The sequence below is a fragment of the Amycolatopsis sp. CB00013 genome (assembly GCF_001905755.1).
GTDB classification, from domain to species: Bacteria; Actinomycetota; Actinomycetes; order Mycobacteriales; family Pseudonocardiaceae; genus Amycolatopsis; species Amycolatopsis japonica.
In genome coordinates, this window is record NZ_LIWC01000004.1 from 601,958 (window position 1) to 616,361 (window position 14,404).

A 14,404-nucleotide genomic window follows, 5' to 3' on the forward strand; every position below is an offset into this window, starting at 1 on the left:
TTGAACGGACAGCACGTGTGATCCGACGGACGACACGCGTGACCAGATGGACGACACGACCGCGGCGAGCCCCTCGCTGCGAGTCGTCCGTCCAGACACGCGTGTCGTCCGTCGGATCACGTGTGTCGTCCATCCAGCCACGCAAGATCGTCAGTAGGTGCCCAAGACGCCAGCGACTGATGGTCGTTAGCGTTTCCGCTCTTCGAAGATGACGCGAAAGCATCGGCGAGGATAATTTTCACCTCGCGCGCCGCTTTATCCCCGCGTCTTTCACGAGCGCCCGGTCGGCAGCACTCCCCAGTCGCGGAGAGTGACGAACAGGAGTTCGGCCAGGTGGCCGCCTTTGTCGAGTTCGATCAAGGTTTCGGCGTCGATCCACCGGGCGTCGGTGGCGTCGTCCCCGGCACGGAGAGTGCCGCCGGTGACCGTGCAGGCGTAGTCGTGGATGTCGTACGGGCCGCGGCGGACGTTGCCGACAGGTGTGCCCGGTATCACGTCGAGCCCGGTCTCTTCGCACATCTCGCGAATGACGGCCGCTTCGTCCGTTTCGCCTGGTTCGACGCGTCCGCCGGGGACCGACCACAGTCCACGTCCGGGTTCATTCGCGCGCCGGATCAGCAGAATCCGGCCGAGTTCGTCATGGACGATGCCGCCGACACAGCGGACGGTGCTGTCCGAAACGGTGTTCATTCCCGAATGGTAGACGCGGGCTTCCTGACAATGGCTGTCCTGTACACGGAGAGTAGCCGTGCGGTACACTTCCCCCTGCCGGCTGACCCAAGCGCGGGACTTCTCTCCCGCGCCGGTGGAAGGTGCGGTACAAAATGAATGGTCAGTATCCGCAGTCAGTCACCGTAAGAGACAGGATTGATCGCTGTGAACGCGAAAAAGCTCCTCACTTTCGCAGGAATCGCGTTGGTGCTGTTCTTCGTGATCGCGCAGCCAGGTCAGGCCGCGGGCCTCGTGGGAAACATCATCGGCTTCCTGCGTGACTCGGCCGAATCGGTGATCACCTTCGTCAGCAACGTCTTCAGCTAGCGGACGGCGGATACTCTATCGGTATGTTCGCCCCACGCGATCCAGACGAGTATCTCCTCGACACCGAGCGGCGGGTCATCAGGATCCGCCGTCACTGGGCGGTGCTGCTGTGGGACACCTTCGAGGCGGTGGCCTTGCTGGCCATCTGCGTCCTGGTGTCCTACCTGCTGCCGCCCGCCGCGTGGGTCATCCAGAACATCCTCTGGTATGCCGCGTTGCTCGTCATCCTGCGCTTCGCGTACGTGGTGATGGAGTGGTGGGTCGAGCGACTGGTCGTCACGGACAAACGGTTCGTGATGACGACCGGCGTCTACACCACCAAGGTGCTGATGATGCCGATCACCAAGGTCACCGACCTCACCTACGAACGTTCGGCGTGGGGCCGGATGATGGGGTACGGGACGATGGTGGTCGAGTCCGCCGGTCAGATCCAGGCGCTGAACCGCATCGACTACCTGCCGAAGCCGGAAGAGTTCTACGACACGATTTCCGAGCTCGTCTTCGGCGACAAGCAGAAGCAGGCCGAGCGCTTTTCGATGATCAAGGCGCAGCGTGCGGCCCGCGGCAAGAAGAAGGTCGGTTAGCGCAGGTCCCGGGGTCGCTGTGACCTGGCGCATCGTCGATACTGATCCGCGATGCGCATCGACCTGCACGCCCACTCCACCGCCTCCGACGGTACCGACAGCCCTGCCGGGCTGGTCGCCGCCGCCGCGAAGGCGGGCCTCGACGTCGTCGCGATCACCGATCACGACACCACGGCCGGCTGGGCCCCGGCCGCCGAGGCACTTCCGCCGGGGCTCACCCTGGTGCCCGGCGCCGAGCTGTCCACGATCTCCGTCGACCCGGTGACCGGGCGGCACATCAGCGTCCACCTGCTCGCGTACCTCTTCGACCCGGAGTCGGCGGCGGTCGTCGCCGAGCAGACGCGGCTGCGGTCGGAGCGGCGTTGGCGGCTGCGGGTGATGGCCGAACGGATGGCCGCCGACGGTCTCCCGGTGGATCCCGACGAGGTCATGTCGCTGCTTCCCGAGGACGGTTCCGCCGGACGGCCGCATCTCGCGCAGGCCTTGGTGCGTGCCGGTGTCGTCTCGTCGGTGAACGAGGCCTTTGCGAGCTATCTCGGCAACGGCAGCGGATACTTCGTGGCGCGGCAGGACACGCTCGTCGAGGACGCGATCGACATGATCGCGGAGGCGGGCGGGGTCACCGTCATCGCGCATCCCTTCGCTTACACACGCGGGGCGACCATCAGCGTCGACGTGCTCGCCGGACTGGCCGAGCACGGGCTCACCGGTGTCGAGGTCGACCACCCGAACCACGACGAGGAGACCCGCGTCCGGCTGCACGGGCTGGCGGGGGAGCTGGGGCTCGTGCGCACCGGGTCGAGCGACTACCACGGCACGAACAAGACCATCGACCTCGGTGACGAGACCACCGATCCGCTCGCGCTCGAAGAGCTCGTCGCGCGGTCCACCGGCTATCAGGTCGTGACCCGGTGACGATCACGGACTTCTTCGACGCGCGCCTGTTCATGAGCGCGACGATCACGCTGATCGTCATCATGGACCCGCCCGGCACGGTGCCGGTGTTCCTCAGCCTGACCGGCCGCAAGTCGGTGGCGTTCCGTGCCAAGGCCGCGCGGCAAGCGGTGCTGGTGTCGTTGCTGGTGATCTCGCTGTTCGCCGTCGCGGGACAGGCGATCCTGTCCTACCTGGGCATCGGGATCCCGGCGCTGCAGGGCGCGGGCGGACTGTTGCTGCTGCTCATCGCGCTGCAACTGCTGACCGGCAAGACCGGCGGCGAGGCCGAGGCGGCGGGCGACGACGTCAACGTCGCCCTCGTCCCGCTCGGGACGCCGCTGCTCGCCGGCCCGGGCGCGATCGCCGCGACCATCGTCTTCGTGCGGCAGGCCGATGGTCACGTCGGTGCGTACGTGGCTCTCGCGCTTTCGATCGTGACGGTGCACTTCGTGCTGTACCTGTGCATGCGGTACTCGGGCGTGGTGATCCGGCTGATCAAGGAAAGCGGGATCACGCTGCTGGCGAAGATCGCCGGTCTGCTGCTGGCCGCGATCGCGGTCGAGCTGGTGGCGAACTCGGTGAAGGGCTTCATCTCGGGCACGTGACCGCCGGGTGGTAGCAAAGGTCCCTTGCTCCTTCCGCCTCGCGCTCCCGCCTGCCCGATGCAATGAAAGGCTCTTTCCTTGCAAAATTTGCAAGGAAAGAGCCTTTCATTGCACGCCCGACCCACTCGACCCCCGGCACGGCCTGCGGCCTCGTGCGGTGATAGCAAAGGTCCCTTGCTCCCTTCGGCGGGGATCCCCTCGAAAAGTGTCGGTGGGGGTGCGTAGCGTTGCGCGCGGGGTGATCCGATGGAGCAGATTGGTTTCGACTTCGGCGTCGAAGCGCCGCGCAAGCTGACGAAGGTCTCGCCCGCGCGCCTCGCGACGTTCGAAGATTGCCCGCGCCGCTACCGCATGTCGTATCTGGACCGTCCGTCTCCGGTACGCACCGGCGCGTGGGCGCACAGCACGCTGGGTGCGGTGGTGCACAACGCTTTGCGGGCGTTGTTCGATCTGCCGGTGGTCAAGCGCGTGCCGCAGCGGGCGATGGCGCTCGTCGCCGAACACTGGAAGGACGCCGGGTTCGAAGACGCCGACCAGGCCGCCCGGTACCGCGCCAGGGCCAAGGCCTGGGTCGCGGAGTACGTCGAGCACAACGACGTCAGCGTCGATCCGGTCGGGCTGGAGCGCTGGGTTTCGGCGCCGGTCACGCTCGAGCAGGGCAGCGGGCCCAGCCTCATCATCGAGGGCCGCGCCGACCGGATCGACCAGCGTGGCCGGGAATTGGTGATCATCGACTACAAGACCGGCCGTCGTGAGCCGGACGAGTACGAGGCCCGTTCGTCGCAGGCCTTGGCGCTGTACGCGGTCGCGGCCGCCAGGACCCTGCGCACGCCGTGCTACCAGGTCGAGCTGCACCACGTGCCCACCGGCACCATCGCGGCCGCCGAGCACACCGAGCAGAGCCTCAAGCGGCATCTCCAACGCGCCGACGAGACCGCCGGGGACCTGCGGCTGGCAACGGATACCCTGGACGCCGGCGGCGACGAGGACGTGTTGTTCCCGGCGCGCCCGGGCCGCCGTTGCTCATGGTGCGACTTCCGGCCCAGTTGCGCGGCCGGCCAGGAGGCCGGTCCCGCGGCTCAGCCGTGGGAGTTGCTGGCGCCCTAGATTCTCGAGACCCGACGATTGGACAGGCGAGGACGTGTCGTCACCGGACACCGAAGAGCTCGCGACCACCCCACCTCCCGCGGACGAGCCCGAGACGCCCCGAAGCGGTCGGTTCTGGCGCGGGCTGACCGGATCGCTCGCGGCCGGGATGGTCGTGCTCGCGGTGTGCGTCCTCGCGATCGCCGGGATCTGCCTGCTCACCGGTGCGCCTGGGCCGGGGCCGCTGATGCTGATCGGGCATCCGGTCGCGGCGGTCCTCGCCTTGCTGGCACAGCGGGTCGCCGACACGCGTAATGGCCGCGTCGCGGGCTTCGCCGGTCTCGGTGTCGTGGTGAGCGTGACGGCCGCGCTGAGCCTCTTCTGGTGGAGCTGACCACGGCAGGAAAGTGCCAGTTCGCCCAAAAACCCTTCCTCCCCTGCGAAACTGTGGCTCACGGGGCACGTCGTAGAGAACACGCTGCCCCGCGGCGAGGACGAAGGGCACCGTTGAAATGACCTACCCACCCCAGCCAGGACAGCCCGACGGCCAAGGCGGGCAGCAGTACCCGGGACAGCAATACCCAGGGCAGCAGTACCAGCAGGGCGGTTACGACCAGAGCGGCGCGTATCCGCAGCAGCAGCAATACCCCGGCTACGGCCAGCAGCCCTACGGTCAGAACCAGCAGTATCCCCAGGGCTTCGGCGGGCCGCCCGCGCCGCCGAAGAACAACAAGACCGGCCTGATCGTCGGCATCGCCGCCGCGGCCGTGGTGGTGATCGTCCTGGGTATCACCGGATTCGTCGCTCCCGGTTTCTTCCTCGGCGACGACAAGGCCGGTAAGTCGTCCGGCCCCGAAAGCACCGCTCAGGCGATCGTCGACGGGATCAACGCCCATGACAGGGCCGCCCTGACGGCGCTCAAGTGCAGCGACGCGGAACAGGACGTCGTCCAGTCCATCGAGCGCGTCAACGACGTTTCGAGCGCCACGCTCGACGGGGTCACGAAGGTCTCCGAAACCGAGTACACGGTGGCAGTCACGGTGACCGTCGAAGGGCGAGCCCGGAGCGGTTCCGGCAAGCTCGCCTCCGAGGGCGGCAAGTGGTGCTGGAAGGAAATCGGACGGCTGCGGAGCAAGACCTCGACGACGACGCGATGACGGCGGGCCGGTAGCAAGGGACCTTTGCTACCACTCGCCGGTCATTTGAGGGCGACGACGGTGGGGCCGCGCTGCTCCAGCAGCACCGGCCCGACCGACGAGAGCAGCACCGGGCCGGTGTAGCCTCGCCTGTCGACACCGACGGTGCGGATGGTGGCGCCGGTCGTCTCGTCGAGTACGGCCAGGCCGCCCTGGATGGGCACGACCAGCTGTTCCCCGAAGGTCACGCCCGGACCGGTCGAGTTGTTCAGCGTCCAGCGCGGGGTGAGGTCGTCCCGCGAGAACGCCATGGTCTTCGAGCCGGTGAACCAGTAGACGCCCTGCGCGGTCCACGAGGTCGTCATGACGCCGTCCACCGGATCCTGCGTGATTTCCGCTTCGGGCAGGTCGAGCGGGTAGGCCGACTTCTGCAGGCCGTCGCCGCCGTAGATGACCAGCAGTTTCTGTTCCGGCAGCACGATCAGCGCGAGATCGCCGGACATCGCGACGACCTTCGCGTTCTTCCCGGCGAGCACGGTGCTGTAGTCGACCTTCGGGTCGTCGGCCTCGTCGTTGGTCGCGCGGTAGACGGTGAACCGGTCGGCCGGGTCGCCGGGGCAGCGCTCGATCACGCCGATCTTGCCCGCCGCGGCGGCCACCGTGCCGTAGGTGCAGCCCGTCCTCGGCTGCTTGTTCGGGTTCACGATGGCGGGGACCTGGCCGTACTCCATGCTCTTGACCAGGTCATCGCGCCAGGTGTTCAGCAGTTTCTTGCCGGTCGTGGTGACATGCGATCCGTCGACGACCAGCCTCGTGCCGAGCTCGGCGTCTCCGTTGCGCTGTGCCGTGCGGCGCCCGGTGCCCGCGTCTAGCTGGGTGACCTCGCTGCAACCGGTGTCCTTGCGGTACACCGCGTCCACCTTGATGCCGGCGAGCGCGACGGTGCACAGTTCGAGATCGCGCGAGTAGCGCCAGCGGACGTCGCCGGTGTACGGATCCCGGCCGAGTACTTCGCCCTTGTCGGCGGTGACGACGCTGTTGGCCTCGCCGATCGGGACGGGTGTCGACGCACTCGGCGCCTGCCACAGTTCGCTCAACGAGCCGGGAACCTGCGCCGGAGCGGGCGGGAGCCCGGGCGGCAGGGTGGTGGCGACCTGCGCGACCGTGGCCGCGTTGTCGCTGGTCACGCCGATGACGACACCGGTGACCGCGACGACCACGACGATCGCCGCGGCGATCACGCGATCCCGTTTGCGATTCCACGGCGAGGGCCGGGCGCGTTTCCCGCCCAGCGGCGGCTCGGTGGCCACCGGCTGAGCGGGGTCGGCGTCCAGCACGTCCTCGGTGCCGATCGCGTTCTCGGCCGTCTCCGGCTCGCCGCCGGTCGACTGCTCGGGATCGGCGGGCACGGGCCGCGCCGGTTCGTTGTCCGGCGCGGCGTCCCAGCGTTCGCTCACGTGCCCCTAGCTCCCCATGTCCGCAGTATGAAAGCTCAGTCTGCCGACGCAGGTGTATCAGAAGTCGCCGACGGACGGCGACGGCGGCGTCGGCGAGCCGGACGCTCGGCGCTGTCGCCCGCCTCCTTCTCGACCGCCGGGCCACTGACCTCGGGGCTCGGCTTCGCGGCACCTCGGCTGCGGCGACGGGTCCGCGTGCGGCCCTCGGACGAGGTCTCGCCCTCGGTGCCCTCCGCCGAAGCCGCGGCGGCGTCCGCCGCCTCGATCTTGGCTGCCGCGTCGGCGCCACCGCGAGTCCGCTTGCGCGGTGCGCGGTTCCGCTTGCGAGGAGCCTCTTCATCCTTCGAGGCCGGGCCGTGGCCACGGCCCCGGCGCTTGCCGCCCAGATCCTCTTCGACCTCGGCCGAAAGGCCGGCACGGGTCCGCTTCGACAGCGGCAGGCGGCCAGTGGTCCCCTCAGGGATGCCCAGGTCGCTGAACAGGTGCTTCGACGACGAATACGTCTCGGCGGGCTCGGGCATGTCGAGGCCGAGGGTGTCGGAGATCAGCTTCCAGCGCGGCTCCTCGTCCCAGTCGACGAGGGTGATCGCGACGCCGGTGCGCCCCGCGCGGCCGGTGCGGCCGATGCGGTGGACGTAGGTCTTCTCGTCCTCCGGCGTCTGGTAGTTGATCACGTGCGTGACGTCGTCGATGTCGATACCGCGAGCGGCGACGTCGGTGGCGACCAGCACGTCGACCTTGCCGGAACGGAACGCGCGCAGTGCCTGCTCGCGGGCGCCCTGACCCAGGTCACCGTGCACGGCGGCGGCCGCGAAGCCACGCTCGACCAACTCGTCGGCGACCTTCTGCGCGGTGCGCTTGGTGCGGGTGAAGATCATCGTCAGGCCGCGGCCCTCGGCCTGCAGCGCGCGGGCGATCAGCTCGGGCTTGTCCATCGAGTGCGCCCGGTAGACGAACTGGGTGGTGCGCTCGTGGATGGCGCCGGCGTCGTTCTCCTCGGCGCGGATATGCGTCGGCTGGGTCAGGAACGTGCGGGCCAGCGTGATGATCGGGCCCGGCATGGTCGCCGAGAACAGCATCGTCTGGCGCTTGTCCGGGACCATCCGCAGGATGCGCTCGATGTCGGGCAGGAAGCCCAAGTCGAGCATTTCGTCGGCCTCGTCCAGCACCAGACCGCGGACCTTGCCCAGCACCAGGTGCTTCTGCTCGGCCAGGTCCAGCAGACGGCCGGGCGTGCCGATGACGACGTCGACACCGTTGCGGAGCGCCGCGATCTGCGGCTCGTACGGGCGGCCACCGTAGATGGCCAGCGTGCGGATGCCGAGGTGCTTGCCCGCGCCCTTGAGGTCGTTCGCGACCTGGATGCACAGCTCACGGGTCGGCACGACGACCAGCACCTGCGGGGTGCCGTCGCCGGGGACCTCGACGCGGTGCAGCAGCGGGACGCCGAAGCCCAGCGTCTTGCCCATACCGGTGCGGGCCTGGCCGATCAGGTCGTCGCCGGCCATGGCCAGCGGCAGCGTCAGCGCCTGGATGGCGAAGGTGCGCTCGATGCCGGCCTCGCCGAGGGCCTTCACGATCTCCGGCTTGACGCCGAAGGAGGCGAAGGTGGGGGATTCGGGCTCCACCGGTGCGCCCGCCTGCAGCGGGTGCGACGTGTCCAGCGCGGCCGGGCCGGTCTCGCTGTGCTCCAGCGCGACGGCCTCCGGGACGCCGGTGGTGATGTTCTCTTCGGTTGTGGTTTCGTTCGTGGTCAGGGTGCTCGCCTCTCTCGTGACCAGCGCGCACTGCCCTGGTCACCGATCGACACTCGACCACGAAATTTCGCTCGGGCTCCGCGCTACTGGCGCTGGAGCGGCCCTTCGTGGGAATGCCGCAGGATGGCGTGCACGCACATCATTCTTGTGCTGAACGGGGCCACACCGGCTGTCCTTCAGCCGCAGCGGCGTCCCGATCCGGGACGGAAGATCCGTCGTATCCGGCGGCCAGTCTACCTGATCTGCGGTTTTTCGATAGCCCCCGGCGCGCCGACGAAGGTGGGATCGGTCTCTTCCGGACCGGGCGGGTGTGTTCGGCGATACCCTTTCCGCCGTGACCGAGGCAAAGCAGATCAGTGAAGGCGTAGTCGATTTGCTCGGCGTACTCGCCTATGGGGAATTGTCCGCATTCGATCGCATGGCCGAGGACGCGCGCACCGCGCCGACGCTGTCCGGCCGGGCCGCGCTGGCGTCGATGGCGGCCGCCGAGATCGGGCACTACGACCTGCTCGCCAAGCATCTCGGGGGGCACGGCGTCGCGATCGAGGACGCGATGCGGCCCTTCGTCGGGCACATCGACGCCTGGCACGCCTCCACGGCGCCGCGTTCCTGGCTCGAGTCCCTGGTGAAGGCCTACGTCGGCGACGGGCTCGCCGCGGACCTCTACCGCGAGATGGCCAGCTGGCTCGACCCCGAGACCAAGGACCTGGTGCTCACCGTGCTCGCCGACACGGGCCATTCCGCGTTCGCCGAGCGCGAAGTCGCGGCCGGTATCGAGGCCGATCCGAAGGCGCGCGACAAGCTCGCGCTGTGGGGCCGCCGCCTGCTGGGAGAGGCGTTGACGCAGGCCCAGTACGTCGTGGCCGAGCGGGACGGGCTCGCCGAACTGATCGTCGAGGGCTCTGGTGACCTTTCGGGAATCGCCGCGCTGTTCCGCCGGTTGCAGCAGGGGCACACCAAGCGCATGCAGGTGCTGGGCCTCGGCTGAGGTCACTTCGGCTAGCCTTGGCGCACCAGTAAATTTCGAACTTTCAAGCGGAGGTCCCACGTGGAGGTCAAGATCGGCATCAAGGACACGCCGCGGGAGCTCGTGGTGTCCAGCAGCCAGTCGCCCGACGAGGTCGAGGAACTGGTCGCGAACGCCTTGAGGGCCGGCGACGGGATCTTCCGCCTCGACGACGAAAAGGGCCGTAAGTACATCGTGCCCACCGACCGGATCGCCTACGTCGAGATCGCGCCGTCGGATGTTCGCAAGGTCGGCTTCGCTGTTGGTGGCTAACCCGATCGGGTTGTAGTCGGATGTCACAGTGGCGTCACCGCCGCGTCTCAGCCAGCTCTCAGATTTGATCGTCACGCTAAGGCGGGGACGGCAGGGGGCTAGCCGAGAAATGAGGTGGACGGCGTCACTGTGATGGACCGCGCGCTGGTCGACGGCGTGCGCACTGTTCCCGAACAAGGCAAACGGGCCGTAGGGCGGCTGACCGGTATCGACGTCGCCCGCGGCCTGGCCGTACTCGGCATGTACGCGGTGCATGTCGGCCCCGATCCGGCCAAAGGCGGCATCGGGGTGCTGTTCAAACCGTTCGAAGGCCATTCCGCCGCGCTGTTCGCGGTGCTGGCCGGGGTCTCGATCGCGCTGATGTCCGGCGGACGCCGTCCCAAAGAGGGCCGCGACCGGACCCGTGTCGCGCTGAAACTGGCGACCCGCGCCCCGCTCCTGGTGGTGCTGGGGCTGTGGCTGACCAGCCTCGAAACCGGCTACATGGTGATCCTGGCCTACTACGGGGCTTGTTTCCTCTTCGCGATCCCGTGGCTGCGCGCGGGCGCGAAGACGCTGGCGATCGCGGCGGCCACCGTCGCCGTGGTGGGCCCGCTGCTCTCACATGTGATCAGGGCGCAGCTGCTTCCCCGTGACCTGCTGTTCTTCGCGCCGGACCTGACCGCGGACGACGTCACCTCGACCGGGCTGCTGAAGGCCGCGACCGTCCTCGTCCTGACCGGCACCTTCCCCGCGTTGACGCTGATGGCGTACGTGTTCGCCGGGATGGCGATCGGGCGGATGGACCTGACCTCGCGCGGCGTCTGCCGGCGGCTGTTCTTCGGTGGTTCGGCGCTCGCGGTGGGCGGATATTTCGTTTCTTGGCTCGCGACCGGGCCGCTCGGTGGCATGCAGGCGATCTACCGCTCGCTGGAACCGGCCGCCGCGCAGATGGGCATGACGCCGCCGGAATTCCTGCGGCTGCACCAGACCTGGATCCACGGCACGCCGCCGACCACCAGCTGGGCCTGGGAGCTGCTGCCGACGGGGACCTCGTACACGCCGTTCGACCTGCTGATCTCGATCGGGATCGCGGCGGCGGTGATCGGCGGCTGCCAGCTGCTGATGCCGAAGTTCGAGCGCGTGCTGTGGCCGCTTTCGGATCTGGGCGGGCGGGTGCTGAGCGCGTACGTACTGCATTTCGTGGCGATCGCGCTGCTGTGGGACGAGAGCGACGGCGATTCGATCTTCAGCGTGCTGCACTTCGTCGAGTTCTCGGTGGTGGCGCTGACCGCCGCGGTGCTGTGGCGGAAATTCATCGGGCGCGGACCGCTGGAATGGACGATGAACAAGCTGTCGAGCTGGCCGAAGTACCTGGTGCCCGGTGCTCGGGTGCCCGCTCAACGGCGGGGCTGACCTGCGAAGTGGTAGCAAAGGTCCCTTGCTCCCCGCGCTCACGGAAAGTACATGAAGGCCCCCTTCCTTGCGCTAGACGCAAGGAAGGGGGCCTTCATGTACTTCCGCCTGGTCAGGCGTTGAGTTCGTTCAGTTCTTCGAGGCTGGTCGGCACGTGGAAGGGCGGCGTGCTGGTGCCCATGATGCGGTAGCGGTCCCACGGGTCCGGGTCGGAGAGCTCGCCCTTCGCGCTGTACTCGCCCGCGCGGATCTCGACGGCGGTCTTCTTGCCGCCGGCGGCCGCGGACACCTGTTCGTTGGTGGCGACGCGGCCGTACCAGCGGTAGTACCCGTCGATGGGCTGGAAGTAGCCCCGCAGGTCCACCGTGGTCGCGATCTCGGTCCCGTCGATCACGAGGACCGCTTCGCCGGCGTAACCGTCTTCGTCGTGCTCGCTCACTGTGCCTCCGATTCCTTCCGCATTTGGACGACCTTGTTCTCTTCGAGCGGCAGGTTCGGGTCGATGACGATGCCCTGCTGCCGGGAGAGGCCGTCGATCGCGGCCCAGATGATCTGCGTCAGGTACTCGACGACGCTGTCGCGGCCCATCGAGCGCCGGTCCAGCCACCATTCGCCGGTGCTCTGCACCATCCCGACGATGCCGTGCGCCCACGGTTCGGCGGCGCCGGAGTCCATGTTGAACATCCGCATGTAGTCGCCGAGCAGCGCGGTCAGCGCGGTGGCGATCAGTTCCTTGTCCTCGGCGACGACGTCGGATTTGACGACCACCTTCTCCTGGAGGCCGCCGCGCGCGAGCAGGCGGTACAGGTTCGGGTGCTCCTCGATGACGCTGAAGAAGGAGTCGAGCGCCATCCGGATCCGGGGGACCGGGGCGAGCTCGGAGTTGATGGCCGGGATCAGCCGCTGGAAGAGGATCTCCGTGCCGCGCTGCCCGAGCGCGACGTACAGATCCGCCTTGTCGTCGAAGTGCCGGTACAGCACGGGTTTCGTGACGCCCGCTTCGGCGGCGACGTCCTCCATGCCGAGGTCCGGGCCGTGCGTGTCGAGCGCGCGAAGGGCGGCCTCGACGAACTCCGCGCGGCGCGCGATCCGGTGCTTGCGCCAGCGGTCGCGACGGGCGTCGCCCGTGTCGGCCTCACCCGCCGTGGGGTGCTTGCTCGACTGCTTGCTGTTGCGCTTGACACGTTCGATCACCCCAGTCATGCTACCAGAGGTAACTGTTACCACGAGTTACAGATAGGGGTGTGTCGGCAATGACGCGGGCGCTGAAGGAAACAGACCGGGAGAAGACGGCCGAGCGGCTGCTCAAGTCCTCCGCGAACAAGTTCTACGATCCCGACGTCGACATCGACTGGACCGCCCCGCTCGTCGACGGGAAGCGCTTCATCCCGGCACACCGTTCTTCGCTCTACGGCACGAAATTGTGGGACTCGCTGTCGGAAGAGCAGCGCATCGAACTCGGCAAGCACGAGGTCGCGAGCGTCGCCACGACCGGCCTGTGGTTCGAAATCCTCCTGATGCAGATGCTGCTCAAGGAGGTCTACGAAGAGGATCCGACCAGTTCGCACGCCCAGTACGCGTTGACCGAGATCGCGGACGAATGCCGTCACTCGACGATGTTCGCGCGGATGGCTTCGCGGATCGGCTGCCCGTCCTACGGGCCGGTGCCGTGGTTGCGGCGGCTGGCGAAACTGATGCCGGCGATCAGCTACGGCCCCGCGCGCTACGGCGCGATCCTGGTCGCCGAAGAGGTACTCGACCGGCTTCAGCGCGAGCAGATGAACGACCCGGACATCCAGCCGCTGGTGCGCATGGTCAACCGGATCCACGTGCTCGAAGAAGCCCGGCACGTCACCTTCGCCCGCGAAGAGGTGACTCGCGGGATGGCGAAACTGTCGAAGAAGGAAATCGTCTATCAGCAGTTCATCATCGCGCTCGTTTCGTATTTCGTGACCCGGGCTTTCATCAATCCGAACGTCTACAAGGCCGTCGGCATCCGTCCGCGTGACGGCGTCGAGGCCGCGCTGAACAACCCCAACTGGCGCGAAAGCATCCAATGGGCAGGCGAGAAGATCATGCCGTTCCTGCAGGAATCCGGCCTGGTCGGCAAACCGGGCATGTACTTCTGGCGCAAGTCCTTCCTGCTGCCGGGGAAGCGATGAGGAGCGTCAAGCAGCGCGACGCCGTCTCGTGGGACCCGTCGCGGCAACATCGGTTCGTGACCGGTGACGGCACCGCCCTGCACGTCGAGACGAGCGGGCCCGCCGACTCCGAGCTCACGCTGGTGCTCGTGCACGGCTGGACGCAGGACCATCGGACCTGGGACGGCGTGGTGGCGCGGCTCGGCGACTCCGTCCGGACCCTGCGCTACGACCTGCGCGGCCACGGCGGTTCCGCGCCGGCGAAACCGGGGACGGCCACGATCGCGACCCTCGCCGACGACCTCGCCGAGCTGATCGAGGACCGCGTCCCGAACGGGCCGATCGTGCTCGCCGGACACTCCATGGGCGGTATGACGATCATGGAACTGTCCCGCAGGCACCCCGATCTCGTGGCCCGGCGCGTCGCAGGGGTCGCGTTCGTCGCCACGTCGTCCGGTGAGATGGACCGGATCACCCTCGGCCTGCCGGGGATCGCGGGCAGCGGCGCGGCGAGGTTCGAACGGAGGCTCGCGAAGCTGCTCGCGAAGAACCGCCGGGACGCCTTGCCGCTGCCGCTGTCGGTGGTGCGGCCCGGTGCGCGGCTGCTCGTCTTCGGGCGGCGGCCTCAGCGCGCCGACGTCGACTCGGTCGCCGAGCAGTTGCTGTGCGCGCATCCGGCGAGTGTCGCGGGATTCCAGGACGCGATTTCGCGGCACGACTGCCGGGTGACGCTGGCTGCGCTGCAGGGCAAGCCGGTGATCGTGCTGGCGGGGGAGCGGGACCGGCTCTGTCCGCCGCCGCACGCCAAGGTCATCGCCGACGAGCTGCCGGAGGCCGAGTTCGTGCGGTATCCGGGGGCGGGGCACATGCTTCCGCAGGAACGGGCTCAGGAGGTTTCGGACCGCATCGCGGCACTTGTCCGCCGCGCCGCGAGGGTCTGAAAGAGGGAGCAAGGGACCTTTGCTACCACTTCTCTCGACATTGAGACAG

The 14,404-nt window shown here is 68.1% G+C and carries 17 protein-coding genes; 12 read left to right on the plus strand and 5 right to left on the minus strand.

Annotated features, from left to right (window positions below):
- Positions 1-270: 270 nt before the first annotated feature.
- The gene (locus tag AMK34_RS29630) at positions 271-690 is read right to left on the minus strand and encodes an NUDIX hydrolase (protein WP_038519033.1); all 420 of its coding nucleotides are present in this window, start codon (positions 688-690) and stop codon (positions 271-273) included.
- 186 nt (positions 691-876) lie between these two features.
- Between AMK34_RS29630 and AMK34_RS42840 the strand changes: the two genes are divergently transcribed.
- The 7 genes from AMK34_RS42840 (at position 877) to AMK34_RS29660 (ending at position 5,406) form a co-directional block, all read left to right on the plus strand.
- On the plus strand, positions 877-1,038 hold the full coding sequence (locus AMK34_RS42840; RefSeq protein WP_005167589.1) for a hypothetical protein: 162 nt from the start codon (positions 877-879) through the stop codon (positions 1,036-1,038).
- A gap of 23 nt (positions 1,039-1,061) precedes the next feature.
- Entirely contained in the window at positions 1,062-1,622 is a 561-nt protein-coding gene (locus tag AMK34_RS29635) for a PH domain-containing protein (RefSeq protein WP_016331479.1), read from the plus strand.
- Between the two features lie 51 nt (positions 1,623-1,673).
- Positions 1,674-2,537, plus strand: coding sequence for a PHP domain-containing protein (locus tag AMK34_RS29640; protein WP_038519030.1), 864 nt, complete (start codon positions 1,674-1,676; stop codon positions 2,535-2,537).
- The gene (locus AMK34_RS29645; RefSeq protein WP_016331481.1) at positions 2,534-3,163 is read left to right on the plus strand and encodes a MarC family protein; all 630 of its coding nucleotides are present in this window, start codon (positions 2,534-2,536) and stop codon (positions 3,161-3,163) included. Before AMK34_RS29640 ends, AMK34_RS29645 begins: the two co-directional genes overlap by 4 nt.
- 246 nt (positions 3,164-3,409) lie before the next feature.
- Positions 3,410-4,270, plus strand: coding sequence for a RecB family exonuclease (locus tag AMK34_RS29650; protein ID WP_073847529.1), 861 nt, complete (start codon positions 3,410-3,412; stop codon positions 4,268-4,270).
- Between the two features lie 34 nt (positions 4,271-4,304).
- Positions 4,305-4,643 carry a hypothetical protein gene (locus AMK34_RS29655; protein WP_073847530.1) on the plus strand — a complete coding sequence of 113 codons (339 nt, stop codon included), beginning with the start codon at positions 4,305-4,307 and terminating at the stop codon, positions 4,641-4,643.
- A gap of 118 nt (positions 4,644-4,761) precedes the next feature.
- Positions 4,762-5,406: a hypothetical protein gene (locus AMK34_RS29660; RefSeq protein ID WP_038519026.1), complete on the plus strand. Its 645-nt coding sequence runs from the start codon at positions 4,762-4,764 to the stop codon at positions 5,404-5,406.
- Positions 5,407-5,447: 41 nt separating this feature from the next.
- Here the strand turns inward: AMK34_RS29660 and AMK34_RS29665 are convergent, their stop codons facing one another.
- Both AMK34_RS29665 and AMK34_RS29670 read right to left on the minus strand, forming a co-directional pair.
- Positions 5,448-6,842, minus strand: a complete 1,395-nt coding sequence (locus tag AMK34_RS29665; RefSeq protein WP_038519023.1) for an Rv3212 family protein — start codon at positions 6,840-6,842, stop codon at positions 5,448-5,450.
- A gap of 35 nt (positions 6,843-6,877) precedes the next feature.
- Positions 6,878-8,470, minus strand: a complete 1,593-nt coding sequence (locus tag AMK34_RS29670; protein WP_073847531.1) for a DEAD/DEAH box helicase — start codon at positions 8,468-8,470, stop codon at positions 6,878-6,880.
- 463 nt (positions 8,471-8,933) lie between these two features.
- Here AMK34_RS29670 and AMK34_RS29675 point away from each other — a divergent pair, with 463 nt between their 5' ends.
- The 3 genes from AMK34_RS29675 to AMK34_RS29685 all read left to right on the plus strand — a co-directional run bounded on the left by AMK34_RS29675 (position 8,934) and on the right by AMK34_RS29685 (position 11,273).
- On the plus strand, positions 8,934-9,587 hold the full coding sequence (locus AMK34_RS29675; RefSeq protein ID WP_037335764.1) for a ferritin-like fold-containing protein: 654 nt from the start codon (positions 8,934-8,936) through the stop codon (positions 9,585-9,587).
- Positions 9,588-9,647: 60 nt separating this feature from the next.
- Positions 9,648-9,878, plus strand: a complete 231-nt coding sequence (locus AMK34_RS29680) for a DUF3107 domain-containing protein (RefSeq protein ID WP_005167610.1) — start codon at positions 9,648-9,650, stop codon at positions 9,876-9,878.
- Between the two features lie 114 nt (positions 9,879-9,992).
- A complete protein-coding gene (locus tag AMK34_RS29685; RefSeq protein ID WP_073847532.1) occupies positions 9,993-11,273 on the plus strand; it encodes a heparan-alpha-glucosaminide N-acetyltransferase domain-containing protein in 1,281 nt (426 codons plus the stop codon).
- 112 nt (positions 11,274-11,385) lie between these two features.
- Here AMK34_RS29685 and AMK34_RS29690 read toward each other — a convergent pair whose 3' ends face one another.
- Together AMK34_RS29690 and AMK34_RS29695 are read right to left on the minus strand one after the other, a co-directional pair.
- Entirely contained in the window at positions 11,386-11,712 is a 327-nt protein-coding gene (locus AMK34_RS29690) for a DUF4873 domain-containing protein (RefSeq protein WP_016331491.1), read from the minus strand.
- Complete coding sequence (locus tag AMK34_RS29695) at positions 11,709-12,476, minus strand: TetR/AcrR family transcriptional regulator (RefSeq protein ID WP_038519016.1); 768 nt, start codon at positions 12,474-12,476, stop codon at positions 11,709-11,711. The genes AMK34_RS29690 and AMK34_RS29695 overlap by 4 nt, the downstream gene beginning before the upstream one ends.
- A gap of 50 nt (positions 12,477-12,526) precedes the next feature.
- Between AMK34_RS29695 and AMK34_RS29700 the strand changes: the two genes are divergently transcribed.
- Positions 12,527-13,435, plus strand: a complete 909-nt coding sequence (locus AMK34_RS29700; protein WP_037332087.1) for an AurF N-oxygenase family protein — start codon at positions 12,527-12,529, stop codon at positions 13,433-13,435.
- Positions 13,432-14,355, plus strand: a complete 924-nt coding sequence (locus AMK34_RS29705) for an alpha/beta fold hydrolase (protein ID WP_073847533.1) — start codon at positions 13,432-13,434, stop codon at positions 14,353-14,355. Before AMK34_RS29700 ends, AMK34_RS29705 begins: the two co-directional genes overlap by 4 nt.
- Positions 14,356-14,404 lie beyond the last annotated feature (49 nt).

Coding starts and splice junctions, on each gene's coding strand:
- AMK34_RS29695 (WP_038519016.1), bottom strand. CDS start 12,476: ATGACTGGGGTGATCGAACGTGTCAAGCGCAACAGCAAGCAGTCGAGC.
- AMK34_RS29650 (WP_073847529.1), top strand. CDS start 3,410: ATGGAGCAGATTGGTTTCGACTTCGGCGTCGAAGCGCCGCGCAAGCTG.
- AMK34_RS29705 (WP_073847533.1), top strand. CDS start 13,432: ATGAGGAGCGTCAAGCAGCGCGACGCCGTCTCGTGGGACCCGTCGCGG.
- AMK34_RS29700 (WP_037332087.1), top strand. CDS start 12,527: ATGACGCGGGCGCTGAAGGAAACAGACCGGGAGAAGACGGCCGAGCGG.
- AMK34_RS29660 (WP_038519026.1), top strand. CDS start 4,762: ATGACCTACCCACCCCAGCCAGGACAGCCCGACGGCCAAGGCGGGCAG.
- AMK34_RS29640 (WP_038519030.1), top strand. CDS start 1,674: ATGCGCATCGACCTGCACGCCCACTCCACCGCCTCCGACGGTACCGAC.
- AMK34_RS29630 (WP_038519033.1), bottom strand. CDS start 690: ATGAACACCGTTTCGGACAGCACCGTCCGCTGTGTCGGCGGCATCGTC.
- AMK34_RS29635 (WP_016331479.1), top strand. CDS start 1,062: ATGTTCGCCCCACGCGATCCAGACGAGTATCTCCTCGACACCGAGCGG.